31 protein-coding genes are annotated in these 26,214 nt (G+C 71.0%); 7 read left to right on the forward strand and 24 right to left on the reverse strand.

All coding sequences use genetic code 11. The features are described from left to right. Nucleotides 1–16: 16 nt before the first annotated feature. From ACLJN9_RS21245 to ACLJN9_RS21270, 6 genes are all read right to left on the reverse strand, one after another. Entirely contained in the window at nucleotides 17–670 is a 654-nt protein-coding gene (locus ACLJN9_RS21245; RefSeq protein ID WP_410813198.1) for a histidine phosphatase family protein, read from the reverse strand. Beyond that, nucleotides 667–2,208: an FGGY-family carbohydrate kinase gene (locus ACLJN9_RS21250; protein ID WP_410813199.1), complete on the reverse strand. Its 1,542-nt coding sequence runs from the start codon at nucleotides 2,206–2,208 to the stop codon at nucleotides 667–669. Before ACLJN9_RS21250 ends, ACLJN9_RS21245 begins: the two co-directional genes overlap by 4 nt. Further along, nucleotides 2,205–3,707 carry an FGGY family carbohydrate kinase gene (locus ACLJN9_RS21255; protein ID WP_410813200.1) on the reverse strand — a complete coding sequence of 501 codons (1,503 nt, stop codon included), beginning with the start codon at nucleotides 3,705–3,707 and terminating at the stop codon, nucleotides 2,205–2,207. Before ACLJN9_RS21255 ends, ACLJN9_RS21250 begins: the two co-directional genes overlap by 4 nt. 65 nt (nucleotides 3,708–3,772) lie before the next feature. Continuing rightward, nucleotides 3,773–5,029 carry a sugar ABC transporter permease gene (locus ACLJN9_RS21260; RefSeq protein WP_410813201.1) on the reverse strand — a complete coding sequence of 419 codons (1,257 nt, stop codon included), beginning with the start codon at nucleotides 5,027–5,029 and terminating at the stop codon, nucleotides 3,773–3,775. Then, nucleotides 5,026–5,895, reverse strand: coding sequence for an ATP-binding cassette domain-containing protein (locus ACLJN9_RS21265; protein ID WP_410813202.1), 870 nt, complete (start codon nucleotides 5,893–5,895; stop codon nucleotides 5,026–5,028). Before ACLJN9_RS21265 ends, ACLJN9_RS21260 begins: the two co-directional genes overlap by 4 nt. A gap of 96 nt (nucleotides 5,896–5,991) precedes the next feature. Next, on the reverse strand, nucleotides 5,992–7,062 hold the full coding sequence (locus ACLJN9_RS21270) for a sugar ABC transporter substrate-binding protein (protein WP_410813203.1): 1,071 nt from the start codon (nucleotides 7,060–7,062) through the stop codon (nucleotides 5,992–5,994). A gap of 242 nt (nucleotides 7,063–7,304) precedes the next feature. Here ACLJN9_RS21270 and ACLJN9_RS21275 point away from each other — a divergent pair, with 242 nt between their 5' ends. Further along, complete coding sequence (locus tag ACLJN9_RS21275; protein WP_410813204.1) at nucleotides 7,305–8,129, forward strand: DeoR/GlpR family DNA-binding transcription regulator; 825 nt, start codon at nucleotides 7,305–7,307, stop codon at nucleotides 8,127–8,129. 6 nt (nucleotides 8,130–8,135) lie between these two features. Here ACLJN9_RS21275 and ACLJN9_RS21280 read toward each other — a convergent pair whose 3' ends face one another. Then, nucleotides 8,136–8,945: an alpha/beta fold hydrolase gene (locus tag ACLJN9_RS21280; RefSeq protein ID WP_410813205.1), complete on the reverse strand. Its 810-nt coding sequence runs from the start codon at nucleotides 8,943–8,945 to the stop codon at nucleotides 8,136–8,138. Between the two features lie 53 nt (nucleotides 8,946–8,998). On the opposite strand from ACLJN9_RS21280, the gene ACLJN9_RS21285 reads away from it, so the two are divergent. Then, entirely contained in the window at nucleotides 8,999–9,403 is a 405-nt protein-coding gene (locus ACLJN9_RS21285) for a winged helix-turn-helix transcriptional regulator (protein ID WP_410813206.1), read from the forward strand. A gap of 52 nt (nucleotides 9,404–9,455) precedes the next feature. Here the strand turns inward: ACLJN9_RS21285 and ACLJN9_RS21290 are convergent, their stop codons facing one another. The 4 genes from ACLJN9_RS21290 to ACLJN9_RS21305 form a co-directional block, all read right to left on the reverse strand. Beyond that, on the reverse strand, nucleotides 9,456–10,532 hold the full coding sequence (locus tag ACLJN9_RS21290) for an ABC transporter ATP-binding protein (RefSeq protein ID WP_410813326.1): 1,077 nt from the start codon (nucleotides 10,530–10,532) through the stop codon (nucleotides 9,456–9,458). Nucleotides 10,533–10,576: 44 nt separating this feature from the next. Next, nucleotides 10,577–11,341, reverse strand: a complete 765-nt coding sequence (locus tag ACLJN9_RS21295; protein ID WP_410813328.1) for an ABC transporter permease — start codon at nucleotides 11,339–11,341, stop codon at nucleotides 10,577–10,579. 95 nt (nucleotides 11,342–11,436) lie between these two features. Continuing rightward, a complete protein-coding gene (gene modA, locus ACLJN9_RS21300) occupies nucleotides 11,437–12,237 on the reverse strand; it encodes a molybdate ABC transporter substrate-binding protein (RefSeq protein WP_410813207.1) in 801 nt (266 codons plus the stop codon). Next, on the reverse strand, nucleotides 12,234–12,659 hold the full coding sequence (locus ACLJN9_RS21305; RefSeq protein ID WP_410813208.1) for a TOBE domain-containing protein: 426 nt from the start codon (nucleotides 12,657–12,659) through the stop codon (nucleotides 12,234–12,236). The genes modA and ACLJN9_RS21305 overlap by 4 nt, the downstream gene beginning before the upstream one ends. Before the next feature lie 104 nt (nucleotides 12,660–12,763). Between ACLJN9_RS21305 and ACLJN9_RS21310 the strand changes: the two genes are divergently transcribed. Then, entirely contained in the window at nucleotides 12,764–13,831 is a 1,068-nt protein-coding gene (locus ACLJN9_RS21310; protein WP_410813209.1) for a class I SAM-dependent methyltransferase, read from the forward strand. A 69-nt stretch (nucleotides 13,832–13,900) separates the two neighbouring features. On the opposite strand, the gene ACLJN9_RS21315 is transcribed toward ACLJN9_RS21310, so the two are convergent. After that, nucleotides 13,901–14,413: a CGNR zinc finger domain-containing protein gene (locus ACLJN9_RS21315; RefSeq protein ID WP_410813210.1), complete on the reverse strand. Its 513-nt coding sequence runs from the start codon at nucleotides 14,411–14,413 to the stop codon at nucleotides 13,901–13,903. Between the two features lie 95 nt (nucleotides 14,414–14,508). Between ACLJN9_RS21315 and ACLJN9_RS21320 the strand changes: the two genes are divergently transcribed. Further along, nucleotides 14,509–15,381 carry an alpha/beta fold hydrolase gene (locus ACLJN9_RS21320; RefSeq protein ID WP_410813211.1) on the forward strand — a complete coding sequence of 291 codons (873 nt, stop codon included), beginning with the start codon at nucleotides 14,509–14,511 and terminating at the stop codon, nucleotides 15,379–15,381. 110 nt (nucleotides 15,382–15,491) lie between these two features. Here ACLJN9_RS21320 and ACLJN9_RS21325 read toward each other — a convergent pair whose 3' ends face one another. Then, nucleotides 15,492–16,223, reverse strand: coding sequence for a DUF2470 domain-containing protein (locus tag ACLJN9_RS21325; protein WP_410813329.1), 732 nt, complete (start codon nucleotides 16,221–16,223; stop codon nucleotides 15,492–15,494). A 33-nt stretch (nucleotides 16,224–16,256) separates the two neighbouring features. On the opposite strand from ACLJN9_RS21325, the gene rpsD reads away from it, so the two are divergent. Further along, a complete protein-coding gene (gene rpsD / locus ACLJN9_RS21330; protein ID WP_410813212.1) occupies nucleotides 16,257–16,865 on the forward strand; it encodes a 30S ribosomal protein S4 in 609 nt (202 codons plus the stop codon). A gap of 207 nt (nucleotides 16,866–17,072) precedes the next feature. Here rpsD and ACLJN9_RS21335 read toward each other — a convergent pair whose 3' ends face one another. Next, complete coding sequence (locus ACLJN9_RS21335) at nucleotides 17,073–17,990, reverse strand: SDR family NAD(P)-dependent oxidoreductase (RefSeq protein WP_410813213.1); 918 nt, start codon at nucleotides 17,988–17,990, stop codon at nucleotides 17,073–17,075. Nucleotides 17,991–18,119: 129 nt separating this feature from the next. Here ACLJN9_RS21335 and ACLJN9_RS21340 point away from each other — a divergent pair, with 129 nt between their 5' ends. Continuing rightward, nucleotides 18,120–19,013 carry a helix-turn-helix domain-containing protein gene (locus ACLJN9_RS21340; RefSeq protein ID WP_410813214.1) on the forward strand — a complete coding sequence of 298 codons (894 nt, stop codon included), beginning with the start codon at nucleotides 18,120–18,122 and terminating at the stop codon, nucleotides 19,011–19,013. 51 nt (nucleotides 19,014–19,064) lie between these two features. On the opposite strand, the gene ACLJN9_RS21345 is transcribed toward ACLJN9_RS21340, so the two are convergent. The 4 genes from ACLJN9_RS21345 to ACLJN9_RS21360 form a co-directional block, all read right to left on the reverse strand. Next, nucleotides 19,065–20,273 carry a low temperature requirement protein A gene (locus ACLJN9_RS21345; RefSeq protein ID WP_410813215.1) on the reverse strand — a complete coding sequence of 403 codons (1,209 nt, stop codon included), beginning with the start codon at nucleotides 20,271–20,273 and terminating at the stop codon, nucleotides 19,065–19,067. Next, on the reverse strand, nucleotides 20,260–20,580 hold the full coding sequence (locus ACLJN9_RS21350; protein ID WP_410813216.1) for a hypothetical protein: 321 nt from the start codon (nucleotides 20,578–20,580) through the stop codon (nucleotides 20,260–20,262). The genes ACLJN9_RS21345 and ACLJN9_RS21350 overlap by 14 nt, the downstream gene beginning before the upstream one ends. Before the next feature lie 268 nt (nucleotides 20,581–20,848). Then, on the reverse strand, nucleotides 20,849–21,556 hold the full coding sequence (locus ACLJN9_RS21355) for a vancomycin high temperature exclusion protein (protein ID WP_410813217.1): 708 nt from the start codon (nucleotides 21,554–21,556) through the stop codon (nucleotides 20,849–20,851). A gap of 390 nt (nucleotides 21,557–21,946) precedes the next feature. Continuing rightward, nucleotides 21,947–22,375 carry a hypothetical protein gene (locus ACLJN9_RS21360; RefSeq protein WP_410813218.1) on the reverse strand — a complete coding sequence of 143 codons (429 nt, stop codon included), beginning with the start codon at nucleotides 22,373–22,375 and terminating at the stop codon, nucleotides 21,947–21,949. Between the two features lie 26 nt (nucleotides 22,376–22,401). Between ACLJN9_RS21360 and ACLJN9_RS21365 the strand changes: the two genes are divergently transcribed. Beyond that, nucleotides 22,402–22,644 (forward strand): hypothetical protein, encoded by a 243-nt coding sequence (locus ACLJN9_RS21365; protein ID WP_410813219.1) that lies wholly within the window; start codon nucleotides 22,402–22,404, stop codon nucleotides 22,642–22,644. Between the two features lie 154 nt (nucleotides 22,645–22,798). Here ACLJN9_RS21365 and ACLJN9_RS21370 read toward each other — a convergent pair whose 3' ends face one another. The 6 genes from ACLJN9_RS21370 to amcA (ACLJN9_RS21395) all read right to left on the reverse strand — a co-directional run bounded on the left by ACLJN9_RS21370 (nucleotide 22,799) and on the right by amcA (ACLJN9_RS21395) (nucleotide 25,929). Continuing rightward, complete coding sequence (locus ACLJN9_RS21370) at nucleotides 22,799–23,368, reverse strand: kinase (RefSeq protein ID WP_410813220.1); 570 nt, start codon at nucleotides 23,366–23,368, stop codon at nucleotides 22,799–22,801. Nucleotides 23,369–23,383: 15 nt separating this feature from the next. Further along, on the reverse strand, nucleotides 23,384–24,046 hold the full coding sequence (locus tag ACLJN9_RS21375) for a pentapeptide repeat-containing protein (protein WP_410813221.1): 663 nt from the start codon (nucleotides 24,044–24,046) through the stop codon (nucleotides 23,384–23,386). Nucleotides 24,047–24,108: 62 nt separating this feature from the next. Further along, nucleotides 24,109–24,291 carry a multiple cyclophane-containing RiPP AmcA gene (amcA, locus tag ACLJN9_RS21380; protein ID WP_410813222.1) on the reverse strand — a complete coding sequence of 61 codons (183 nt, stop codon included), beginning with the start codon at nucleotides 24,289–24,291 and terminating at the stop codon, nucleotides 24,109–24,111. Beyond that, a complete protein-coding gene (gene amcB / locus ACLJN9_RS21385) occupies nucleotides 24,288–25,424 on the reverse strand; it encodes a cyclophane-forming radical SAM peptide maturase AmcB (RefSeq protein ID WP_410813223.1) in 1,137 nt (378 codons plus the stop codon). The genes amcA (ACLJN9_RS21380) and amcB overlap by 4 nt, the downstream gene beginning before the upstream one ends. After that, the gene (locus ACLJN9_RS21390) at nucleotides 25,421–25,768 is read right to left on the reverse strand and encodes a hypothetical protein (protein ID WP_410813224.1); all 348 of its coding nucleotides are present in this window, start codon (nucleotides 25,766–25,768) and stop codon (nucleotides 25,421–25,423) included. The genes amcB and ACLJN9_RS21390 overlap by 4 nt, the downstream gene beginning before the upstream one ends. Beyond that, nucleotides 25,765–25,929 (reverse strand): multiple cyclophane-containing RiPP AmcA, encoded by a 165-nt coding sequence (gene amcA, locus ACLJN9_RS21395; protein WP_410813225.1) that lies wholly within the window; start codon nucleotides 25,927–25,929, stop codon nucleotides 25,765–25,767. The genes ACLJN9_RS21390 and amcA (ACLJN9_RS21395) overlap by 4 nt, the downstream gene beginning before the upstream one ends. Between the last annotated feature and the right edge of the window lie 285 nt (nucleotides 25,930–26,214).

Here is a 26,214-nt window from a genome sequence, read left to right on the forward strand (position 1 = left end):
TCCAACTCTGGGGTCGTCACTGTGCCGGTGTGGATTCCGCCGGCGCCTCGGCCTGCCGGCTCGTCCGATCGATCGGTGTGTTGAACTCGAGAATCGAGGCCTGTCCGTCGCGCAGGAGCAGCTCGGTCAAAGCGCAGTTGCGCACGAACGGGAACAGCCGGCGGTACTCCCGCATCGGCACACCGATGAGCTGACAGAGCGCCAGCCGGATGGCGGTGGTGTGCGCCACGACCAGCACTCGGCCCTCGGGGTGGGCGGCCGCGATCTCGGTCAGGCACGCGATGAACCGGCCAGCCGCGACCGTCGGGTCCTCGCCGCCGGGCAGGTGCCGGCCGACCGGATCGGCCCGGAAGGCGTGCAGCGCCTCCGGGAACTGCTCGGTCATCTCGGCGGCGGTCAGCCCCTCACCGTCACCGAAGTCCAACTCGCGCAGCCGGTCGTCGACCCGCAGCGGAATGCCGGCGGTCTCGGCACACACCTGGGCGGTGAGTCGCGCCCGGGTCAGATCTGAGGCCCACACCGCGCTCAGGTCGGCGGCGGCGGCCCAGCCGGCGAGTTGGCGGGCCTGGTCCCAGCCACGCGCGGTCAGGGCGACGTCACTCACTCCGGCGTACCGGTTCTCCCTGTGCCAGACGGTCTCGCCGTGTCGGACCAGAACCAGGTGGGTCATCGTGGTGTCCTCTCGCGTGCGTGTGCGGCGACCTCCGTCGGCAGCCAGCCCCGGCGCTCCAACTCGGTCACCAGCCGCAGGTACGCGGCGTCGTAGCGTCCCCGACTCAACGGGCGTGGGTACAGGCGCCGCCGGATCCGTACCATCTCGGCGGCCACGTCGGACAGTGGTCGGCCGGGTGCGGCGGCCAGGATCGCCATGCCGAGCGCCGGCTCGGCATTGACCGGAAGGCTCACCGCCCGGCCCAGCACGTCGGCGCGCAGCTGGTTCCAGTAGTCGTTGCGGGCGGCCCCACCGGTCAGCACGAGGTCGCCGTCCACCGGTGCGCCCAACCGGTCGAGGTAGTCGAAGCAGAGCCGCTCGACGAAAGCGACACCCTGCAGGACCGTCGCGTACCGCTCGGCGTCGTCGCGCGGCTCGCCGAGCAGGAAACCCTCGGCCTCCGGCGCGACGAACGGGAAGCGTTCGCCGCGACCTGCCAGCGGATAGGCGACGGCGTCGGACGGTTCGTGGCGGGCGGCCGCCTGGTTCAGTGCGGCGAGGTCCCGGCCGGCGAAGTCCCGGGCGACGATGCCGGCGCCGGTGCTGGACGCGCCGCCGGGCAGCCAGTCGCCGGAGGGCGACCGGTGTGAGTAGAGCACCCCGCCGGGATCCCGCACGAGGTCGGCGGTCACCCCCTTGAGCACCAACGTGGTGCCGAGGACCGCGTTCCAACTGCCCACCGACAGCACCCCGGCGCCGAGCTGGGCCGCGCAGCCGTCGGTCATGCCAGCCACCACCCGGGTGCCGGGGGGAATGCCGGTGGCCTCGGCGGCCGCCGCGCCGACCGTGCCGATCGGTGTTCCGCTGCGGACCAGCGCCGGCAGCAGGCCGCTGGGCACGCCGAGGCGGTCGAGCACCTCGGCCGGCCAGCGTTCGTCGACGAGGTGGGCCCCGGTCTTCAGGGCGGTGCTCAGGTCGGTGGCGACGTCGGTACCGGTCAGCCGGCGGTTGACGAAGTCGCTCTGATGGGCGAGGCGGGCGCCGACGGGCAGATCGCGGTACGCGTCGAGCAGCCAGAGCAGCTTCGGCAACGCCCACGCCGGTTGCATCCGGCGGTATCCCATCTCCGCCCAGACGTCGGCTCCGGCCTCGTTGACGCGCTCGACGCTGCCGGCCGCGCGGGTGTCGTCGTACATCAGGGCGGGTGTCAGCGGGTCGCCCGCCCGGTCGGTGAGCAGGACGGTCCCGGAGGTGGCGTCCACCGCCACCGCCCGGACCAGGGTCGGTGGCACCGCCCGCAGTGCCTGTCGCGACGCGACGCAGACGGCCCGCCACCACTGCTGCGGGTCCTGCTCGTGTCGGGGGCCGGCGCGGTGACTGGTCAACGGTTCGCTGCCCGAGCCCACCACCCGGCCGTCGCGGGCGACGGCGAGGACCCGGACGCTCTGGGTGCCCAGGTCGATGCCGACCCACACCCCGTCGGCCGCCGACGGCGGGTGCTCCGCCCGCTCCCCCGCCGCGAACCGGCCGTCCGCCGGCGCGGGTCGGGCCGTCACGCGGCCACCGTGCCCGCACGCATCGTCGCCAGTCGGGGCCCGAGAGGCGCCAGGGTACGCCGGATGAACCGGAAGTCCTCGAACAGTTCGGCGTACCGGGCCGACTGTGCCGGCACCGGCTCGAAGGAGTCCCGGGCGCGGACGAACCGGGTCACCGCCGACTCGACGTCGGTGGCCCGGCCGGTGGCGACGAGCCCGATCAGGTACGCGCCACGGGCACCCGCCTCGGCGTCCACTCCGCGACGCACGGGCACGCCGGTGACGTCGGCGATGAGCCGCAACCAGCCGGTACTTGCCGCTCCACCGCCACTGACCAGTAGCTCGGTCGGTGCGGTGCCGGTCGCGTCGAGGCAGTCGCGGACGACGAAGCTCAACCCCTCGAGAACGGCCCGGGCGACGTGTTCCGGGCGGTGCTCGACGCTGAGCCCGACGAAAGCGCCACGGACCAGCGGGTCGAGAAACGGCGCCCGCTCACCGGCCGGGGACAGGTACGGCAGGAACGACAGCCCACCCGCGCCCGACGCGCCGCCCAACGCCAGCTCGGTGAGCTGGGTCGGATCGGCGAGCCCCAGCAGCCGGCACGCCCACTGCACGACCTCGCCACCGGCCAGCGTCGGAAACGCCCGCAGGTAGCGGCCGGGCAGACCGAGGGCGACGGTGAGCCCGGCCGGCTCCCGACCGTCGAGGTCCACCGTGGCGGTGACGGTCTGGGTGCACAGTGTGGTGCCCAGGATCGCCGACGACTGGCCGGGTCGCACCGCACCCACCCCGATGGCGGTCGCGGCGATGTCGTACGGCGCCCGGACCACCGGCAGGCCGGCGGGCAGCCCCAGGGCGGCGGCGGCGCGTGGGTGCAGGCCGCCGACCCGCCTGTCGTCACCGCAGACCGGCGGCAGCAGGTGCTCGGCCCAGCCGAGGCCGTGGAGCTGCAGCAGCTCGGCCGAGTATGTGCGCTGCCGGATGGCCAGGAACGGGGCGGAGGCGTCGGACTCGTCGACGGCGAGCTCGCCGGTCAACTGGCCGACGATCCAGCCACCACAGGTCAGCGACAGCGCCGAGCGGTCCAGCCGGTCCGGATCGTGCGCCCGCAGCCAGGCGAGGATGGCGTTGGGCAACCCGGCGAACGTCAGCGAGCCGTTGATCCGGAACGCCTTCGCGAGCACGCCGGACCGCGTCCAACCGTCGACGACGTCCGCGGCCCGCCCGTCGTTCCACAGGATGGCCGGCCCGGTCGGCTGACCGTGCGCGTCGACCAGCCAACTGCCGTCACCCTGTGCGGTGACCGCCAGGAACTGCACGGCACCCGGCAGCCGATCCACCGCCGCACGGGTGGCGGCCACGACCGTTTCCCACACGGCCGCCATGTCCTGCTCGGCCCAGCCCGGCTGCGGACGCGTGACGGCGGCGGGCCGGCGTACCACGACCGTCTCGACGCCGTCGTCGTCGTACCCCACGGCTTTGATCATTGTCGTGCCCACGTCGATGCAGACGGCGGTCATCGGCCTCCCCTTTCCCTGCTCGGCGCCATGCCTGGCGTCGGTGTGCCGGCGGCCTCGGTGGTGGTTCAGGCCCGACCGGAAGACTTCCGGGACCGGCGGGCGACCGAGTCGACGGCGACGGCGAGCAGCAGCACGACGCCGGTGACGATGAAGCGGTAGGACGAGTCGAGGTTGATCAGGGTCAGGCCGCTGGAGATGGATTGGATGACCAGGATGCCGAGCAGCGCGGCGAAGGCAGTGCCGCGTCCTCCGAAGAGGCTGGTGCCACCGATGACGGCCGCGGCGATGGCGTTGAGGTTGACGTCGCCGCCGCCGCTGCTCTGGTTGGCCGCCGCGAGGCGGGCCGCGGCGAGCACCCCGCCGAGCGCCGCGAGCGAGGTACACAGGACGAAGGCCGAGGTGTAGACGACCCGCACGTTGATGCCGGCCCGGCGCGCGGCCTCCACGTTACCGCCGACCGCGTAGATCGACTTTCCCCACCGGGTCCGCGACAGGGCGTAGTGCAGCGCCAGCACCAGTGCGACGAACAGCACGAACATCCAGCCCACTCCGCGGGTGCGGTTGAGGTACCAGACCGCCGAGCCCAGGATCACGACCAGCGCGGCACTGCGGACGGCCAGCACGGTGAGCGACCGGTCGGACAGCCCGGCGCGGCGGCGAGCGCGCCCGTGGGCGTAGCCGACGACGAACAGGGCCACGCCGGCCAGGAGGACCAGCAGGTACGACAGCCAGTCGGGTACGAAGGCGAGCTGCGCGAAACGCACGAGCGCCGAGTCGAAGGGCAGGTTGACCGATCCGGTGGCACCGAGCACCTTGAGCTGGACGCCGAGCAGCGAGAGCAGACCGGCGAGGCTGATGACGAAGCTGGGCACCCCGAACCGGTTGAACGCCTGCGAGTAGACCCAACCGATCACACACCCCATCGCCACGGCGGCGACGATCGCCAGCCAGACCGGCCAGTCCCGGTTGACGAATCCGATGGCCACGGTGGCCGCCGACAGGCCGCTCACCGAGCCCACCGAGAGGTCGATCTCGCCGACCAGCAGCACGCAGACGATGCCCAGCGCGATGACACCCACGGGCGCGCACTCCAGCAGCAGGTTCACCAGGTTGGTGCTGGACAGGAAGATCGGGTTGAGGATCTGCAGCACGGTGGCGATGACGACAAGACCGGCGATGACCGGGATCAGCCCGAGGTCGCCGCCCCGGATCTGGTCGCGCAGCAGGGCGATGGACCCGCCGATGCTGGTGCTCCTGCGCAGGCGCTCGTCCTGCAGATCGGTGGCGGACGCCGGGACGGGCGCGGTGTCGAGGTCGCTCATGACGCTGAACCCTTCGAGGCGGTGGGGGTGGTGGACGGGCCGGATCGTGGGAGGTCTGCCGCCGCAACGGCCGCGCCGGAGCGGGTGGAACGTTGGGACACGACGTTGTCGCGGGCGCCGGTGATGGCGGCGACGATGTCCTCGGATGACACGCCGGCAGCGGGGAAGACTCCGTTGTTGCGACCGAGGCGCAGCACCACCACGGTGTCGGCGACGGCCTTCACGTCGACCATGTTGTGGCTGATCATGATCACGCCGTGCCCGTTGTCACGTAACCGTTCGATGAGGTTGAGCACCTCGGCGGTCTGCGCCACACCCAGCGCGGCGGTCGGCTCGTCAAGAATGATGATCTTCGGGTCGCCGAGCAGCGACCGGGCGATGGCCACCGTCTGGCGTTGCCCGCCGGAGAGCGAGGCGACCGGGATCCGCACGGTGGGGATCTTGGCGGAGAGCTGCCGCAGCAGCTCCCACGAGCGCACCTCCATGGCCACGTCGTTCAGGCGCAGCGCGCGGATCTCCTGACCGAGGAAGAGGTTCTCGATCACGTTGAGGTTCTCGCAGAGCGCCAGGTCCTGGAAGACCGTCGCGATGCCGAGCCGGTGCGCTGCCGCCGGGCTCGGAATGCTGACCTGCGCGGACTCGAACGTGATGGTGCCCGAGTCGGGCGGGTGCACACCGGAGAGGATCTTCACGAGGGTCGACTTGCCGGCCCCGTTGTCACCGACGATGGCGACCACCTCACCGGCGGCCACGTCCAGGTCGACGCCGGTGAGCGCGGCGACCGCGCCGAAGTTCTTGGTGATACCGCGCAGGGACAGCACGCTCTCCGGCGCGCTGGTGGGACGGGTGGTCGGCGGTGACGACATCTGAGCCCTCCGGGACGGGATGCGACAACGGCGGTGCTGGGGTGGGGTGTCGGCCGGCGTCCCTGCCACGACGGGCACGGGAGGCCGGCCGACCGATCACTTGATTCCGAGCTTGTCGCAGGCTGCCTTGTACTCGGCGGTGCACACCTCGGTGGGCTTGAGCCCACCCTGCGCGCCGAGCATCACCTCGACGACGTTCTTCTGCGTCACCACGGTGGGCGTGAACAGCTCCGACGGCGTGTCGAACAGGGTTGTCTTGGCGGCCGGCGGCTGCCCCTGGACGAACTTCCAGGCGATCTCCGCCGCCGCCTCGGCGACGATCTTGATGGGCTTCGAGATCGTGTTGAACTGGTCGCCGGAGATGACGCGCTGCACGGCGGCGAGTTCGGCGTCGTTGCCGGTCACCGGCGGCACCGGTGCGCCGGCCGCCTTGAACGCGGCGATCGTGCCGCCTCCGGTGCCGTCGTTGGCGGCCACCACGCCGGCGATCTGGCCGGGGAACTTGGTGATCTGGCCGCTGACCCACTCCTGCGCTTTGGGCGGCTGCCAGCCGGGGGTGTCGTACTCGGCGAGCAGTTTGATGCCGCTCGGGTCGACGGCGCTGTGGACGCCCTTCTTGATGAGGCCGGCGGCGGCGTCGGTGGGCGAGCCGTTGACCTGCAGGATGCCGCCCTTGGCACCGCTGGCCTTGAGCTGGTCGACGAGCGACTGGGCGATGGACGCGCCGATCTTCTCGTTGTCGAAGGACACGTAGTAGTCGGCCTTCGCCTGCGGAATGGGCCGGTCGTAGGCGATGACCGGCACCTTCTGCGACTGGGCGGTCTGCACGATGGTGGCTGCCGCGGCCGAGTCGACCGGGTCGAGCACGATGGCCTTGACCCCCTGTGCGAGCACCGAGTTGGCCTGCTGCTGCTGCTTGGAGGCGTCGGCGTTGGCGTTCTGGTAGAGCACCTCGCAGCCGGCGCACAGCTCCTTGATCTTCGCCTTGAACAGCGGGGCGTCGAACAGCTCGTAGCGGGTCGAGGCGATGTCGGGCATCAGAAATGCGATCTTGGCCTTGGCGGTGTCACCTCCACCGCCGGTGCCGGGCTCCTCGGCACAGGCGGTCGTGACCCCCAGCGTGAGCAGGGCGGCCACGGCGAACAGCCGGAATGGAACGGACTTCATCGAGTGCTCCTTGTTCGGTCGGCGGTGCCGGTGGGGCGGCCTGCGGGGCTGACGTGGTGTCACGACGGACGGAGGCTGTGTGAAGTACGTAACATGACGGCAGCCATTGATGTCAAGAGCAGCATCGATTTAACGCCTCTGAATGTTAAAATCACACGGCTAAACCGTCCCTTGTGGCGGTCGGCCCGAGTCGTGCGCCTGTTACCTTCGACCGGACGTCACACCCGAACGAGGGAGAGCCCGTGGCCGGCAGCGATCCGGCGACCGATCCACCGGTTGCCACCGACGAACCGACGGGGCCGCGGGAGCGCCGGGACATCATCCGACGCCGCGTCGTCGACGAGGGCTACGTACGGATCGAGGAACTGGCGTCGACGCACCGCGTGAGCCTGATGACCGTGCACCGCGACCTCGACGTGCTGCAGAGCGAGGGCTGGCTGCGCAAGGTGCGCGGGGGCGCGACCGCACAGCCCTCCGCGCTCTACCACGGTGACGTGCGCCATCGGGTCGAGGCGATGGCGGATGTGAAGCGGCAACTCGCCGAGACGGCGTTGACCCTCGTCGAACCGGGGCAGTCGATCATGATCGACGAGAGCACAACCGGGCTGAGCCTCGCCGGACTGCTGCCGACGCGCGGCCCGCTGACCGTCATCACCAACTTCCTCGCCGTGGTCAACCGGCTCGCCGGCGAACCCGGTATCGATCTCATCGGGCTGGGCGGGGCCTACTACCCCGCGTACGACGCGTTCCTCGGCATGCGCACCAGCGAGGCCATCCGCCAACTCCGGGCCGACATCCTGTTCATGTCGACGACGGCGATCACCAACGGGATCTGCTACCACCAGTCACAGGAGACGGTCGCCGTCAAACGCGCACTGATGGACTCCGCCGCCCGCCGGGTGCTGCTCGTCGACCACAGCAAGTTCACTAAGCAGGGCCTGCACAACCTCGCGCCACTGACCGATTTCGACCTGGTCGTTCTGGACCCGGCGACCCCCGAGCCGACCCTGGCCGCGCTGCGCGCGCGGGGCGTGCCCCTGCTGGTCGCCGACGGGCAGACGGTCTGAGCGGGGTCAGCTCGCCTCGGAGTCGAGGACGAGTTCCGCGACGGCGTCTGGACGATCGAGCGGGACGAGGTGGCCGCTGCGCGCGACGATCGTCCCGGTCAGGTCGTCGGCGACCGGCCTCAACTGCTCGTGCAGCAGGTCGCCGACCGTGTCGCCACCGACGGCGAGGGTGGGCACGGTGAGCCGCCCAGCCGCCGAGATCGCCGTCGCGTTCTGCGCGGCCGCCCGGTAGTAGCCGAAGCCACAACGCAATGCCTCACGGCCTGTGTACGCATCGACGAACGCGTCCCGGATGTCCGCGGGCACGCCCCGGTGCTCGTACGTGCCAGCCGTGAGAAACCAGTCGAGGTACGCGTCCTCGTGTCCTTCGAGCACCGACTCGGCCAGCCCGGGAACGGCGTGGAAGCCGAACCACCACGGTGGCGCCGCGAAACCGCCGGGAAGCCCTGGCAGCAACGCCTCCATCAGCACCAGACGGCGTACGCGGCCGGGGTGCAGCGCTGCGAGCAGAAAGGCGGCGGGCACTCCGGCGTCGAGGGCGACCACATCGGCACGGCGCACGTCCAGGGCGTCGAGCAGGCCCAGCATGTCCTCGGCACCTGTCGCGGCGTCGAAGCCGTCCTCCGTACGCGCACTGTCGCCCAACCCGCGCAGATCGGGCGCGATCACCTGACGCCGCCCGGTCAGCAGCGGCAGGACCTGACGCCACACCTGCCACGTGTGCGGCCAACCATGCAGAAGCAGCACCGGCGGCCCGGCACCCTCCAGAGCCACGTTCAGGGTGGTGCCGTTGGTGCTGATCCGCTGCAGGTTCATCTCATCCTCAGGGGTTACCGTTGGTTACCTACCGCAATCCTGGGGGGCATCGGATGGCCGGACAAGACGGTACCTCAGCGTCACCTGGTGAGCCCGGGGTAACCGGGGATCTCTTCGACCCGGCCTGTCCCACCCGCCAACTGCTCGACCGGATCGGCGACAAGTGGACGTCGATGCTGGTCAAGGTGCTCGCCGAGGCCCACCCTGGTGAGCTCGGGTTCGCCGAGCTGCGCCGCCGCACACCCGGCGTGTCGCACAAGATGCTGTCGCAGACATTGCGGAGCCTGCGAACCGACGGGCTGGTCACCCGTCGGGTCGAGGCCACCGTGCCGCCGCGCGTCCACTACGCGCTCACCGACCTGGGCCTCTCGCTGGACACCCCGCTGGCGGCGATCCGCGCGTGGGCAGAGCAGCACATGGCCGCGGTCGACGAGGCCCGCCGCCGCGATCACGACTGAAGCCCGGCCGGGCCGCCCGCTGACGTTGCCGTCGTCGTCCACCTCCGGGCGGTCACTGCCTCCGTTGTCGTCCAGGGACGGTGGCCGGGTAGATGCGGGTTTCGGTTGCCTTCACCGCGGCCCAGAGGGGTTGTCCAGGGGCGAGGTGAAGATGCGCGGCGGCGGCGGGGGTGATGTCGGCTACGACGGCGATCGGCCCGGAGAGTTGGATCCGGAGGTTGTCGCCGTGGCGTTGGATACCGGCGATCGTCGCGGGCCAGACGTTGCGGGGGCTTCCGTCAGGGCGCTGCGGATACAGGGCGACGGCTGATGGTGGAAACGCGACGAAGACCTCGCCGTCGAGTCGGTCGGCGGTGGTGAGGGAGAAGTCGGCGTCGAGCCGGACGGTGTGACCGTCGGCCCGGCCACGGTGCAGGTTGAGTCCGACGAGCCGGGCGACGTAGTCGGTGCGGGGCTGCGCGGTGATCGTTGCGGCGTCGCCTTCCTGGGCGACCTGGCCGTCCTCGAGAATGACGAGGCGGTCGGCCAGGACGAGGGCGTCGAGCGGGTCGTGGGTGACCAGCAGCGTGGCACCGGGATGTGCGGCGAGATGGTGTTGCAGTTCGGCGCGGGTGTCCAGCCGGGTGCGGGCGTCGAGTGCGGCGAGTGGTTCGTCGAGGAGCAGCAACGCCGGGTCGACGGCGAGGGCGCGGGCGAGGGCGACGCGCTGGGCCTGCCCGCCGGAGAGTTGGCGGGGCTTGTGGTGGGACTGCCCGGTCAGGCTCATCCGGTCGAGCCACTCACCCGCGACCTGCCGGGCGTGGCGCCGGTCGAGGCCGTGCCGGCGCGGCCCGAAGGCGATGTTGTCCAGGGCGCTCAGGTGCGGAAACAGCAGATAGTCCTGGAAGACGACACCGATCGGGCGCCGTTCGGTGGGCGTCCAGCGTCGTGCGTCGGGTCGGTCGAGGTCCCGCCCGTCCAGGGTGATGTGCCCGGCGGAGAGCGGGATCAGGCCGGCCAGGGTGCGCAGGGCGGTGGTCTTGCCGGCGCCGTTGGGGCCGAGCAGGGCGACGACCTCGCCGGCGCGGATCCGCAGTGCGAGGTCGAGGTGGAAGCCCGCCCGGTCGATGACGAGGTGGGCGTCGAGCATCGGTGTGCTGGCGTCGGGTGCGCCCCCGGCGGCTGGGAGGGTGGTCACGGGCTGGTGATCCAACGGTCGCGGAGGCTGGCGAGGATGACCACGGAGACGGTGAGCAGGATCAGGCTGAGCACGATCGCCGCCTCCAGGTCGGTCTCCAGCGCGAGGTAGACGGCCAGCGGCATGGTCTGGGTGCGGCCCGGGAAGTTGCCCGCGAACGTGATGGTCGCGCCGAACTCACCGAGTGCCCGAGCCCAGCACAGCACCGCCCCGGCGGCGATACCCGGCGCGACCAGCGGGAGGGTGACGTGGGTGAAGGTGGTCCAGCGGCCGGCGCCGAGGGTCGCTGCGGCTTCCTCGTACCGGGTGTCGGACCCGCGCAGCGCCCCCTCGACCGCGATGATCAGGAACGGCATCGCGACGAACGCCTCGGCGATGACGACACCGGTGGTGGTGAAGGGAAGTGTGATGCCGAAGGTGGAGTCGAGCCAGGAGCCGAGCAGCCCCCGGCGGCCGAAGACGAGCAGCAGGGCGACGCCGCCGACGACCGGCGGCAGGACGAGCGGCACGGTGACAAGGGCGCGTACGACCCGGCGGCCGGGGAACGGGACCCGCGCGAGGAGCCAGGCCAGCGGAACGCCGAAGGCGACGCAGAACAGGGTGGCGAGGGTGGCGGTCTGGATCGACAGCCGCATCGCGCTCAGGACGCCTGGTTCGGTGAGCCGGTGCGCAAGAGTGGCCCACGGTGCCCGCACCAGGAGCCCGACCAGCGGCAGCACCAGGAACAACAGGCCGAGGGCGGCGGGGATGAGCAGTGCGATCGGAACCCGGGTGGTGCGGCGACGCCGGTGCGGCGACGCGCCGGTCCCCGGTCGCGTCGCCGCACTCGCATCGTCGGTGGCTGACACCTGCTCGGCTAGGGTGCCTGGAAGCCGGCCGCGGTGAGCACGCCCTTGCCGGTGTCGGCGAGCACGTAGGCGACGAACGCCTGCGCCGCCGTCCTGTTGGGGGCGTTCTTGAGCACGATGATCGGATAATCGTTTATCGCCTTGGCGGACTCGGGGAACTCGATGCCGTCCACGTCCGCCGCAGCGGCCTTCGCGTCGGTGCGGTAGACCAGCGCGGCGTCCACCTCGCCCAGCTTCACCTTCGACAGGGCGGCCTTCACGTCCTGCTCAAGGGTCACCGGGGTGACCTTGACGCTGGCGGCGTCCAAGGCCTTCTTCGCCGCCGCTCCACACGGCACCTGCTCGGCGCAGAGCGCGACCTTGGTGTCGGGCTTCGTCAGGTCCGTCAATCCGGTCACCCCCTTGGGGTTGCCCTTCCCTACGGCGATGACGAGCTGATTCCTCACGAACGTCGTCGGGGTGCCGTCGCCGTTGCCCGCGTCGGTGACGACCTTCATGTTCGCCGGAGCGGCGGACGCGAACACGTCGGCCGGGGCGCCCTGGTTGATCTGGGTCGCGAGCGCGGAACTGCCGGCGAAGCTGAACGTGACCTTCACCCCGGGGTTAGCCGCCTCGAAGTCCTTGCCGATCGTGGTGAACGACCCGGTCAGCGACGCCGCCGCGAACACCGTCACCGTGCCGGTGACGCCCGCACTGCTGGTCCCGGAACCTGGACTGGCGGTGTCGTCTCCACCCGCGCAGCCAGACAGCCCCACCACCGCCAGTGCGGTGAGTGCGGCCAGGGTAGTGCGGAATCGTCGTGCTCTCACGAACTGCTCCTCCCTCTACTGCCGGTGGTCATCGTGGACTTCTCCACCATCACCGTGGTCGACTTGATCACGGCGACCGCGACTGAACCGACCTCGAGCCCGAGGTCATCGACGGCTTCGCGGCTCATCAGCGACACCAGCCGGAACGGCCCGGCCTGAATGTCGACCTGCGCCATCACCGCGTCCTTCACCACCGCGGTGACGATGCCGCGCAACCGGTTGCGCGCCGACGACGCCTCCGCGCGGCCCTCCGGCTCGCCCGCCTGAGCCTGGGCGAACCCGGCGAGAGCAACCCCGTCGATCACCCGGTGCCCGTGCTCATCCCGATCGGCAGCCAGGCGCCCGGCATCGACCCACCGCCGCACGGTGTCCACGCTGACCCCGAGCAGCTCCGCGGCCTCGCCGATCCGAAACATCGTCACACAGCTCACAGTAGCCCGCCGCAACTGCCCAGCAGAAGTGCCCTGGCAGCTCGCATCCGCTGCCGAAGCTAGCGGGAACCCTCCAGCATCTGCATGATGGACTGATGGCTGGTGAACCGGTGTCCGTACCGGAATGGCAGACCCTGACCGGCGAGCAGACCCGCCGGTGGACCGAGGTCCTCGACCACCTCGTGGCCGTCCTTCCACCGGGTGCCGCCACCGTCGTCGTCGACGGCGGCACCCCACACTCGGCCGTGGTCGCCGAGCGCCTCGCCGACACCCTGCACCGCCTCGGCCGGCCGTGCGCCCGCCTCACCGACACCACACCCCTCGCCGACGAGGACAGCTGGCACACCGACCGGACTCCGGACACCGTCGCGATCGCCGACGGACCCCGTTGGCGTGCCCGCCCGCCCACCGGGAAGTGGGACGTGGTCATCTGGCTGCGCACCCCGCCAGTCGACCCCACCGCGCACCGCAGCGGCGGGAACGGCTGCGACGTCGTCGTCGACCTGCACGATCCGGGCTGGCCGGTGATCCGGCAGATCGCCGACCGGCTCGCCTCCCTGGAACGGTGGTACCTCAGCGAGTCGCGGGCCTTCTTCGCCATCCGCGCCGCGACCTGGGACACCAGGTTCGGCGACGACCTGCCCGCCTACCGCGCCGCCGTCACCGAGGCGCGACTTCCCGCCGACGGGGTGGCCGTCGACATCGGCTGCGGCACCGGCCGTGCCCTGCCCGCCCTCCGACACGCCGTCGGCCCGAACGGCACCGTCATCGGCCTCGACATCACCCCGCAGATGCTCGCCTCCGCCGCCACCCACAGCCGCGACGCGGCGGCGACCCTGGTCCTCGGCGACGCCCGACACCTCCCCTTCGGAGACGCCACCGTCGACGTGATCTTCGCCGCCGGGCTCATCACCCACCTGCCCGACCCCGAGGCCGGGCTCCTCGAACTCGCCCGCACCACCCGACCCGGCGGCCGGCTCGTGCTCTTCCACCCCTCCGGCCGGGCTGCTCTCGCCGCCCGTCACGGTCGCACCCTGGATCCTGACGAACCCCTCGCCGAGGCTCCACTGCGCCGGTCGACCCTCCACAGCGGATGGCAGCTCACCAGCTACGACGACTCGGAGCACCGGTTCCTCGCCACCGCCACCCGCCAGTCGAACTGACCCGCATCTCGCCACCGTGACTGACGGTGTCGCCGTGCCCGGCGCCGTCGGCGACGCCGTACGAGCCGGTCAGCCCGCCCGGGACGGCTTGTTGCGCTCGTAGTGCCGCCGGGCCTTCATGCGGTTGCCGCAGATCGCCATCGAGCACCAGCGGGCGCTGTTAGATTTGCTGTGGTCGACGAGGAACCGCCGGCACTCCGGGTTGGCGCAGGGGCGCAGGCGCCCGGGACTGGATACCCGCAGCGTGTCCCAAACGAGGACCGCCCGGGCGGCCGCCGACCGCCCGGCGGGCAGGTCCAGGGTCCAGGTGAGTCCGTCGGCGTCGAGCGCGGGCCGGTAGCTCACGCCGTCGACGAGCCGCCCCACGGAGGCCGGGGCCTCCTCCCCGCGGACCAGGCTCTGCAGCGCCGAGCGCGCGTCGAGCAGAGCGAGCCACTCGTCCTCGGCGGCCTGCTGGCCATGGGCGGCGAGCCACGCCATGCCGGCCGCAGCGTCGGCCAGATCGTCAAGCGACACCCCGTCGATGACGGGCGTGGTGTTGAGCAGGTCGAGCAGCAGAGCCTCGTCCGCTTCGTCAGTCATCGGCACGATCACAAGCCTAACCTCCAAACATCGCTTGACAGGTTACACGATCCGTGTTTGAGTCTAACTACCGAAGCAACTTTTGGGGGTTAGAAATGGCTGTCGTTCACCACCGTTACGCCACCGTCCGAGGCCAGCGGCTGTTCTACCGGGAGGCCGGCCCGGCCGACGGGCCGACGATCGTGCTCCTGCACGGCTTCCCGACCAGCTCGTTCATGTTCCGCAACCTGATCCCCGCGCTGGCCGACCGGTACCGGGTGATCGCGCCGGACCATCTCGGGTTCGGGTTGTCCGCCGCCCCGCCGGTCGAGGAGTTCGACTACACCTTCGACGCCCTGGCCGACCTCACCGCCGGACTGCTCGACCAGCTGGGCGTGCAGCGCTACGCGATGTACGTCCAGGACTACGGCGCCCCGATCGGCTGGCGCCTCGCGCTGGCCAACCCGGCCGCCGTCAGCGCGATCGTCACGCAGAACGGCAACGGCTACGACGCCGGTTTCGTGCCCGACTTCTGGCAGACCGTATGGGACTACCACCGCGACCAGACGTCCGAGACCGAGGCCAACATCCGCACCGCCCTGACGCTCGAGACGACCAGATGGCAGTACCTCACCGGCGTACCCGACGAGACCCTCGTCAGCCCGGACGCCTGGCACCACGACTTCGCGCTGTTGTCGCGGCCCGGCAACGACGCGATCCAGCTCGCGCTGTTCCGCGACTACGCGACCAACCCGCCGCTCTACCCGGCGCTGCACGAGTACCTACGCAGCAACCTCCCGCCGGTGCTCGCGGTCTGGGGCAGGAACGACCCGATCTTCGGACCCGACGGCGCTCGCGCCTTCGCCGACGACGTCCCGAACGCCGAGATCCACCTGCTCGACGGCGGGCACTTCCTGCTGGAGAGCGCCGGTGACGAGGTCGCCGAGCTGATCCGCGACTTCCTGGCCCGGGCTCCGATCGCGGACTGAACAGCGCCGGGTCGGCCGGCAACACCGACCAGCTCGGCGGCGTGGCGGCGACCGGGGCGTAGGCGGTTGCCGAGCGCAGCTTTCGTCCGATCGGTGGCCGGCAGCTCCGGTCAGCGGGACCGGGTGCGCGGCCGCCGATGACAGGCAGCGGCGTCGAGCAGTACGGCAATGCGTGCGCCCAGCTCGTCGGGATTGCGCAGTGCCGGGGTGAAGTCGAGCCGGACGTCGCGGTGGTTGCGCGCGCGCTCCAGCCGGAGCACCAGCCCGTGCTGGTCCAGGCGGACCGGCAGGACCCGCCGCACGCCGTACCGGTGGCGCGGGTCGACCAGCCGGGTGAGCTGCGCGACCGTCCGGGGGTGGTGGTGGTCGAGGTGGCAGAGCAGCTCCGCCTCCTCGGTGGCGAGCGGGTCCGGCTCGGCGGCGGCGAACTCGTCGGGTTCGACCGAGCTGACCGTTCCGTCGACGGTCAGCTCGGCGGCGGCGAGGTCGAGCACGGTGCTCAGCTCCGGCTCGCCGTTCCCGTTCTGGTGCACGGCGGCCGGTGTGAGCCAGCCGCTCAGTGATGCGTGGGCCCGGACCCGGTCACGGACTGGCGTCGGCGCGAGGTCGGTCACCTCGATGATCGCTACCAGCTCGCGCTGCCGGGTCACCTCCCCGGCCAGCTCGCTGTCGGCCGGTAGGTCGATCCGGATGCGGCCGTTCCCGTCGAGCGCGTGCCGGCCGATCAGGTGCGCCCGACTGCCGGGCGTCCGCAGCGCCAGCGACGAGGCCGCGGCGATGATCGAGTGCAGCCGCTGAGCGGGAGCGTCGGGGCGGGTGTTGCTCAACCTGCCACCTCCTATTAGGTTAGGCTTACCTTAGTAGAGAGGGAATAAGTGAACCAGTCCCGCCCCAAGGTCAAGCGCTCCCGCGCTCTCGGCATCCCACTGACCCCGAAGTGCGTGCGCTACTTCGAGCGCCGCCCGTTCCCGCCCGGTCAGCACGGCCGGTCCCGCAAGAGCACCAGCGACTACAAGGTCCGCCTCATGGAGAAGCAGCGCCTCAAGGCGCAGTACGACCTCAGCGAGAGCCAGCTGCGGCGCGCGTTCGACCGGGCCGCCCGGCTCGAGAGGAAGACCGGTGAGGCGTTGATCGTCGACCTGGAGACCCGGCTGGACGCGCTGGTGCTGCGCTCCGGCCTGGCTCGGACGATCTACCAGGCCCGGCAGGTGGTCACCCACCGGCACGTCACCGTCAACGGAAACCGGGTCGACCGCCCGTCGGCGCGGCTGCGTCCGGGCGACGTCATCACCGTCACGGCCGGCAGCCGCACCAAGACGCCCTTCCTCGCCGCGGCCGCCGGCGCACACGCGCCGGAGCGGAACGCGCCGTACCTCTCGGTCGACCTGGCCGGCCTGAGCGTGCAACTGCTACGGCTGCCGGTGCGCGCCGAGGTGCCCGTCATCTGCGACGAACAGCTCGTGGTCGAGCACTACTCGCGCTGAGGTCCACAGCCACGCGAACGCGGCCGGTGGCATTGCCGGCGGCGCCACCGGCCGGCGCCGGCTGACTGCCGGCCGGTGGCCCCGCACGTCGAGCCGGAACAGGTTGGCGTCCGCCCCGCGCGTGATCCCGTGTGGGCGTCCACCTGAATGAGCCTCACCAGACGCGACCTCCCGCCCGCCCTCACGGGCACGTCCGGTCGGGCCTTCTCAGCCGAGGAGCCCGAGGGCGACATCCCACAGCCGCTGCGCATTGGCCGGGTCGAGCGCGTATCGCGCGACGCCCATGTAGTTCGGGGGCATCTCCTCGACCACCGGGGCTTCGGTGACGTCCTCGAAGTAGCGCCCACCGACGCCGTCGAGCAGTGGCGAGCCGGCCAGCAGTGCGGAGGTCGCCGCACCCTGCTCCGGGGTCTTGTGGAGCTCCTTGGGCGACCGCAGCCCGCCGGTGTGCTTCTGCAGGTTGGTCGCGATGGCGCCGGGGTTCAGTGCGTTGGCGTAGATGCCCTCACCGGACCAACGCCGGGTCGCCTCGACGGCGAGCAGCACCTCGGCGCTCTTGGACTGCCCGTACGCGAGGAAGGGGTCGTACGGACGGAACCGGAAGTGCAGGTCGTCGAAGATGACCGGGGAGAACAGGTGGCCGCTGGAGGCAACCGAGACGACACGGGCGCCACCGGCGGCGGCCAACGCGTCGTGCAGCCCGACGGTCAGCGCGAAGTGACCCATGAAGTTGGTGGCGAACTGCATCTCCCAGCCCTCGGGGGTGCGCTGCAGATCCGGCGGCGCCATGATCCCGGCGTTGTTCACCAGGATGTGCAGCGGCTGGTCCCATCCGCCGACAAACCTGCGCACAGAGCGTTGGTCGACCAGGTCCAATTCCTGGACGCTGACGCCGGCGTTGCCGGTTGTCGCCGTGATGTCCGCGGCGACCGGTTCGGCGGCGCTGGGCCGGCGTACCGCCAACACCACCTCGGCTCCCGCGCCGGCCAGGGCACGGGCGGTCTCGACTCCGATTCCGCCTGCACCGCCGGTGATGATCGCTCTCTTGCCGGTCAGGTCCACACCAGCGAGCACCTCGGCCGCCGTGGAGCTGAACCCGAACGGGGTCTCGATTCGCTGTGCCATGGGTGTCCATCCTCTCGTCACGCCTGGTAACCAGACTTTTCCCGCATCCCCGGTATTCAGGCTGGGTCCCGCTTTTCCTGGTAGTCGCAGGGCCAGGTTCACGCCGTGAGGCGCGCCTACGATCGGTGCGTGACCAGTCGCAGTCCGCTCGGGGAGTACCTGCGCGCGCGCCGCGAGCTGCTGCGCCCGGAGCATGTCGGTCTGCCGGACTTCGGCCGCCGTCGGGTGCCGGGGCTGCGCCGCGAGGAGTTGGCGCTGCTCGCCGGCATCAGCGCCGACTACTACCTGCGTCTGGAGCAGGGGCGCGATCAGCACCCCTCGGCGCAGGTGCTCGACGCACTGGCCGCGGCGCTGCAGCTGGACGCCGCGGCGGCCGCCCACCTGCACGAGCTGGCCCGCCCGGCACCGCGACGACGGCCGCCGCGTCGCCCCGAGCGCGTACCGATCGGCCTCGCGCAGCTCGTCGAGTCGTGGACCGAGACGCCGGCGTTCGTGCACGGGCGACACATGGACGTGCTCTTCGCCAATCCGCTGGCGACGGCGCTGTCACCGATCTACACGGCCGGCGTCAACCTGGTCCGCGCCATCTTCCTCGACCCTGCGGTGCCGGCCCTCTTTCCCGACTGGGATGCAGTCGCGGCGAGTACCGTCGCGGGTCTCCGGCCGCTGATCGGGGCGGACGTCGACGATCCGAAGCTCGCCGAACTGGTGGGCGAGCTCTCGGTGCGTAGCGGGCGGTTCCGCCAGCTGTGGGCGCGCCACGACGTGCGCCCCCGCACCGGGGGCGGTCTGCGGACGTTGGATCATCCTCAGGTCGGCGGGCTGGAGCTGCGGTACGAAAAGCTCCTCGTCACCGGCACCGGTCAGTCACTGGTCATCTATCACGCCGAACCGGCCAGCCCGTCCGCCCAGTCGCTTCGGCTGCTTGCGACCCTCGCTGTCCACGAGCGCGGGACCGCGGTGCGCGAAGGCGGGGGCGGCCCGGAGCGTTACTCCGGGTCCTCCCCGACCGGGCGACCGTAGCCGTAGTGCCGCAGCCCATGTGACTGACGGCCCGGGCCGAATCCGGGTCGCTCAGGCCACCGGTCGTGCCGGGCTGGCCTCCGGCGCCCGGAGCCGGTCGGCCACGATCAGCGCGACGGTCACCGCCGTCGCCAGCGCCGAGCACGCCGCGACGGGCACCGCGAGACCCGCGCAGATCGGCACCAGCACCAGCAGCGCCACCACGGCCAGCATCCGACTGGTCGGCCGGGTCCGCCACAGCACCGCCAGGTAGGCGCCGTGCCCGGCGAGGAACAGAGCCGGACCACCGAAGACGAACAGCGCGGTGCGGGTATCGGTCGGTGCCCCGGGCTCGTGTAGCAGCCGCTCGTCCGCCGCCGCCGCGACGATGATGCCGGCCACCATGACCGGGTGCAGGTAGTTGAACGCCACCCGGCTCAACGCGCCGGTACGCTCACCCGCCCGGGCGATGACCGCCGTCGCGGCCGGCGCGGAACGGGCGAAGTACACCCACCACAGCGCCACCGACCCGGCGAAGGCCAGCACGAACGCCCCCGAGGTCTGCACGCCCAGCCGCTGCATGAGGGTGCTCCCGGTGACCAGGATCGACTCACCCAGGGCGATCAGGACGAACGCCTGGCACCGCTCGGCCAGGTGCCCGCCCTCGACCTCCCACTGCTCGGATTGACTTCGGCCCAGCCGGGGCACCGGATAACCGATCGACAGGCCGGTCACCTCGACCGCGATGGCCACGGCCCACAACGTCTCCCGCACGCCGGCACCGGCCAGGCCGCCGAGCAGCATGAGCACAGAGGTGCCGGCGAACCACAGCAGCGTCTTCTGGAAACCACCGGCCAGCCCCGGATTGCCCTGCACCGCCCACCAGCCGAACGCGGTCCGGCCCACCTGCACCACCACGTAGAGCACGGCGAAGAGCAGACCGGTCCCGGTGAACGCCCCGGGGATCGCGACCGACAGCAGCAGGCTGCCCAGCATCAGCGCGAGCAGCAGCGCCCGCACCGGCGCACGGTCCGGGTGCAGCCAGTTGGTCACCCAGGCGGTGTAGACCCAGACGAACCACACCAGCGCCAGCAGCAACGCCGCCCGCGCGGCACCCGGCCAGTCCGGATGCTCGATCAGGTAGTGCGACACCTGCGTGACGGTGAAGATGTAGACCAGGTCGAAGAAGAGCTCGGTCGAGGTCGTCGGCTCCACACCACGGCGCTGACGCAGCAGGTGAGGTCGCAGCGGCGCGGGGGGTGGAGGGTCAGAACGGGTCACCGCACACCCACCAGTCGACGCCCTCGCGCACGAGCCGCAGCCGCCGTTCCGCGCCGACTCCGCCGTCGCGGATCAGCCGCACTGTGACGGTGCGGCGCGGGCGTTCCCGGCGGTCAGCGTACCGCCGGAGCCCGTCGGCGGTCTCCCGGACCGGGCCGGCGGCCGCGCGTACCGTCTGCAGGTTCCCGGCGCCCAACCAGGCCACCCCGACGCAGCACCGCGTCGCACCGAACCCGGCGCACGCCAGCCCGGTACGCATCGGGCGGCGCCGCCGGGCCGATCGGCTCCACGGTTGCCCGGCATCCACGCCTACCGACCGTAGAGAACGCCGCCCCGCCGCAGCACGACATACCGAAAATCAGGGGTGCAGCGCCGATGGGATCTCGCGTTCGTCGGCGGCGGGGAAGCTCCATGGCGCCGGAGCGGAACATCGTGTTGGCGACGGCGATGCTGGTATAGATCAACGCGCTGTTCTGCGGGCCACTCGTCACGCGTCTGCACAGCGTCACGGAAGCGTCGATAGATGGATTTCTAGGCCGTGGTCAGCTCGAAACTGCTCAGCGAGTGATGTCGATTCAACTCCGCAGGGCGTCGTCAACCCCGGTCTCGCGGCGGCCGAGGTAGACCGGGTCGCGCCGCGACAGCACGTCACACGCCGCCTTGACCCCGGCGCCGTACTCCCGCACGACGCCCCGGCGCCACAGTGGGGCGTACCGCTTCGCCGTCTCGTCGCCGACACCGTTGGCCTCGACGCCAAGCGTCCGGCAGAGCGTCACCGCCCGAGCCAGGTGGAACGACTGGGTGACCACGGTGGCCTTGCGCACCCCGAAGATCCGCCTGGCTCGGGCGCACGAGTCGTACGTGTCGAAGCCGGCGTGGTCGAGCACCACCTTCGGCGCCGGCACGCCCCGGTCGACCAGCCAGGTACGCATCGCGCCCGGCTCGTCGTAGCCCCACTCCATGTGGTCACCGGAGACCAGGACGGCATGGACCTTGCCAGCCGCGAGTAGCTGTCTCGCGATCTCCAGGCGCGCGGCCAGGAACGCCGAGGGCTGCCCGCCCGGATCGACCTGAGCGCCCAGCACCAGTGCCACCGGCGCCTCGGGAACGTCCTCGACGGTGTAGGTGTGGCCGGCCGCGCCGGAACGCACCCAGACCACGCTGGCACCGGTGACCGCACCGGTCAGCACCGCACCGAGCGCCGCCACCAGCAGGGCACGCCGCAGCCAGCGGGCCCGGCGGACCCGGCGGACCCGGCTCGCCACACGGGGAAGACCTACCACGGGTCCAGTATTGCGGTCGCCGACCGCTTTCGGGGTCCCGAAGCGCGCGCGGCCGGCCCACGCCGCGCAGCGCCAATCTGGCCGCTCCGGCTGCGCCGCCAATGGCCAGCATGATGACGACCTGGACGACGCCCTCGACGCGGCTACCCCGCAGCCCCGCGGTCGGGTCAGTGGCCGGTGCTGTCGTGGCCCATCACCTCCTCGACCCGGACCCGAACAACGAGCCGTCCGCCTGTCACAAGAGGCCGGACCGGATGGCGGACCGACCCGGCGTCGGACAACCATCGGGACGGGGACCGTCCTCCGGCCGCGGACCGCCCGCCGCAGACGCGGGACCGGGATGCGGTCCCGCGGCTGTGGGAGCGGACGTTCGGTGCTCTCACAGATCTGTCAGCACCTGCCGAGCTGGTCACGACAGGTCCGTGACAGACGCCGGCCGTTGTTGTCCGATCCGCAGCGGAGGTACCTTCCGCCGCTGTCGTGTCGTCGCCAATCACGCGGCCTCACCCGCCGGCTGGCGACGTCAACGACGTAACCGGCCAGATCAGCCAGCCGCAGCCGCTGCCCTTCCCCGACAGCCACGGCCCACATCGTCCCAGCCGGGCCCAGGCCCGCCGTCGCGGCGTTGGCGCGGGCCCCGGTTGCCAACGGCACCGACAGCGGCACGTCGGCCGGCACACGGCGTAGGTTGCGCTCCCAGACGGCCGAGTGCAGCCAGAGCAAGACCGGCCACGCCCGCCCGAGCGTGCCGAACAGCTCCCGATAGCCGTTCACCTTGCCGGCCAGGATCGACTGGCCGCCGGGTGAAGGCCCTGCCATGTGATCTGGCGTGGACGACTACCTGGATGAACGACGCGAACGACGTGCTCGCGCCGCTGCTCGGGTTACCGACCCTGCCCGTCGTGGACTGGCCGGACTCCGACGAGGTGGGGCTCCTGCACTGGAAGACCCGTGGGCTGGTCGAGTGGGCACAGGGACGCCCCTTCGTCTGGGTCGACGACGAGATCTCTTATGCCGCTCAGCAGTGGGTATCGACACATCACCACGGCCCGGCCCTGCTACATCGGTCGACCCACGTCGCGGGCTGACCGAGCACGACCTCGCACTCATCGAGAGCTGGCTCAGGCGGGCGCGGTAGGGCGAGCTCCATGCCGTCGCAGTCGACGGGCTGTCTGGCCACTCGGGGCTGATGTTGGCGAACGGTGCGCCGGAATGGCGACCTCGGTAGCCAATTGAGCTGCTCTACGGGGATGGAACGTTCGGTAGCAGGTCGTCGTCGCGTCCGGTCTGGGGCAGCCCGGCCACAGTGGCGATGGCCTCGACGGCCTTGTTCAGTCCGGTGGTCTCGGGCAGGACGAGTTCGTCGGGCCAGTCCAGGACGTCATGAGCGGCGTACCAGCCGCTCATGTGCTCGGCGGTGAACTCACTGGCCTGCGGGCGGGTGAGGTGCCGGCGCAGGGTCTCGGCCAGGGACACGTCGAGGTAACAGAACAGGGACCGCCCTCGGTGGTCGTCCCGTAGGGAGGTCAGCATGCTTCGGTAGCGGCTGCTGTGCATGATGCCCTCCAGCACCACGTGATAGCCGTGGTCGAGGGCGAACCGGACGGTCTGCCCGATCAACGCCGGTGCCGCACCGCCGGGCTTGTCCCGCTCGCGCAGCAGGATGCGGCGTAGGTAGTCCTGCTCGACCAGGGCGCAGCCCCGGCCGTGCCGGCGTCGTAGCTCGCGGGCGATGCTGCTCTTGCCGGAGCCGGAGTTGCCCCGGACGCAGACGAGGATCGTGTCCGGGCTGCCGGTGGGTTCAGCGAGCACGATGCCTCCTCGGCTTCAGGTGTTGCGCACAGTCAGTTTGAGGGCGGCGACGGTCAACTGGGTGAGGTCAGGAAGCTGGTCCTCGCCGAGGGTGACGCCGCGCAGGTTGTCCAGCGGCGTCTTAAGGCCCTGGAGCCGGCTGCCCCGCAGGTCGGTGCCGTCGAGCTGGCAGGAGCCCAATTCCAGTCCGGCGAGGTCACATGACCGCAGCGCGATGCGAGGTAGTCGGCAGGAGGACCACGCGCCGTTGGTGAGAGTGCAGTCAGTGAAGGCGACCGAGCCGGCGGCGGTGACGCGTTGGAAGGTGGCGTAGTCGAAGCGGCAGCCGTCGAACAGGACGTCCTTGAGGCGTACGTCGGTGAGCCTGGTGCCGGTGAACCGGGAGCCGGTAATGGCGCAGCGTTCGATGGTGATGCCGGTCAGGGTCGCGCCGGAGAAGTCGGTGCGGGTGATTTCGCAGCCGTAGAGGCTGCCGGCCTCCCAGGTGCTCTCGCTCAGGTCCACGCCGGTGATCAGGCTGCTGCGGATGCGGGCGTCCTCAAGGTGCGAGCCGTGCCACGCTGCGCCGTTGACGAGGGCCTCGGTGAGGCCGCCGGCGAGGTTCGTGGTGATGTCGAGGTCGTCCGGTTCGAGGTCCGGCAGCAGGACCTTCACGTCGCCGATCGTGGTGGTGCGCATGTGTCCTCAACCTGTGTAGGCGCGGGGTGGGCACGCCACCCCGCGCATTCCCGTGGTTGGGGCTACTTCTTCTTGTTCCAGTTGTCCCAGCCGGGTCGGCTGTCGAACCTACCCTTGTTAGCCCAGGCGGGGCGGTTGTCGAACTTCGCCGCGTCGATCGACGCTACTGACCGCTCAGGGTCGACGCCGAGGCGAGCGAGTTGCTCGGGTGCGGCGTTGACGAGGACCGCGAGAGCATTGGTCATGGTGCTCCTCCTTGAGGGGTGAGGTGGTCGGCCGCGGCGCGAACGAGGGCCTGTCGGGTGGTCCGGCAGTAGGTCGTCTCTCGGGCGGTGAACGTCGCGTGCTCGAAGTAGCGGTTGCCGGCCTGGGCGCCACGGCAGAAGTCGTAGAAGGCGCAGTGGTCGGCACAGCCGTTGAGGGCCGTAATGAACTCGGCGACGTAGCCCAGGTCACCGGCGCCGGCAAGCATGGCGGAAATGGATTGCTGAAGGACGTTGCCGACGATGAAGTCGCCGTATCGCGGCTCTGTGATGCCGAGCAGTTCCGGTGACAGCAGCACCACCTGTCCATCCCAAGAGACGGTCGGGATCGGCTCGTACGGCTCGTGGTTGACGCGGCCAGCGCGGGTGGCGGCGAGATAGTCGGCCAGCCGGTCCACGTCGCGGATCCGGAGCGGGCTGCCGCCGACGCGACGTTCGATAAGGCGCTGCCAGAACCGGTACGCGGCGTCCTCCGACACCGGTGCCCGGTCAGCGCCCTCCTGCTCTTCGATGTTGAAGCCCACCGACTCGCAGCCGGGCAGACCGGTGAAGAAGTCGATGAGGGCTTCCGCGTGGTCGATGGTTTCCGGGGTGACAACACAGATCACCGAATACCTCAGCCCCGCCTCGGCCAGGGTCTGTATGCCGCGCAGGGTTCGGGCGTCCGTCGGGTTGCCGGCCCGGTCGAGGCGGTTCCGGTTCAACGCGCCCGGTCCGTCGATACTGACCCCGACCTCGAACCCACGAGCGGTGAAAACTTCGCACCATTGCCTGTTGATCAACGTCGCGTTTGTTTGGATCTCGTGACGCACCTTCCCCGCGCGCCGAAGCTCCTCGAACGGGGCCAGCAGGCCGCGGAACAGCCCGATGGGTGTGGCGGTGGGTTCGCCCCCGTGCCACACGACGCTCACCTGATGACCGCTGTTCTGCTGGGCGATCGACTCGGCACAGGCCTGCGCGACCGCGCCGCTCATGAGGCGGAGGGATCTCCTGTCGGGCAGGTAGCAGTAGGTGCAGTCGAGGTTGCAGAAGCTCGTCGGCTGCACGACCAGGGTGTGGAAGCTGCCGGCGACCGCCGGCTGGCCGGTGGCGTTGATGAGGCCGATGCCGTTCACGAGGAGGCCTCTTCGATGCTGGCGGCCGTGGTGGTACTGAAGCGGTAGGCGTGGGTGTGGCGGGCGGGCCAGCCGAGGAACCGGTCGAACATGTCGGCGGCGCTGCCCGTGACGCTCCGGTTGAGCCGATGCAGGTCGTCGATCGCGTCGTGCAGGCAGCCGGCCAGGTAGAGGAACAGGCTCACCGGCTCTCCCCGGTACTCGGCGAGGAGCGCGAGCTTCGCCGCGCCGCAGGGCCATGGCTGCCCGCACCGGCGGCACAGCCACAGCGGGCGCATCGGCAGATGTTCCACCTCGGCTGGCGCGAGCCCGTTCGCCGCCAGACGGCGCTGCTGCCCGGTCACCGGCGACCGCCCTCGCGGGCCTGCTGCTCGAACAGCCGCCGCCACACGAAGGTGAGCAGCGGAGGATCAGCGCGCCGCACCTGACCCTGTGAGGACGTCCACCTGGGCTCGGGGCGCCGGGGCTGGCTGGCTATCGCGTTACGCGAGACGTACACCGTCATGCCTCCACCCCCGCCAGGATCGATGAGCGGCGGGCTCGCCGGGGGAATGGCGAGCCCGCCGCCGCATCACGGCGGCTGGGAGCAGGCCGCCGATCACCCACCCACGCAGCCCTCATGGCGGTACGCAGGCGGGGAGAACACCGAGACAGTTCGTTCCAGGACGGGCCGAGCCAGCGGCCCAAGCCGTGGTGTGGTGCGCCGCTCATCGATCCCTCCATCTGCAGCTCCCTGTCAGTCATCCCGACACCGGCATCGACACGCGCCGGTGATCTGGGGTGAACTGAA

The organism is Micromonospora sp. 067-2 (assembly GCF_046549295.1).
Taxonomy (GTDB): domain Bacteria; phylum Actinomycetota; class Actinomycetes; order Mycobacteriales; family Micromonosporaceae; genus Micromonospora.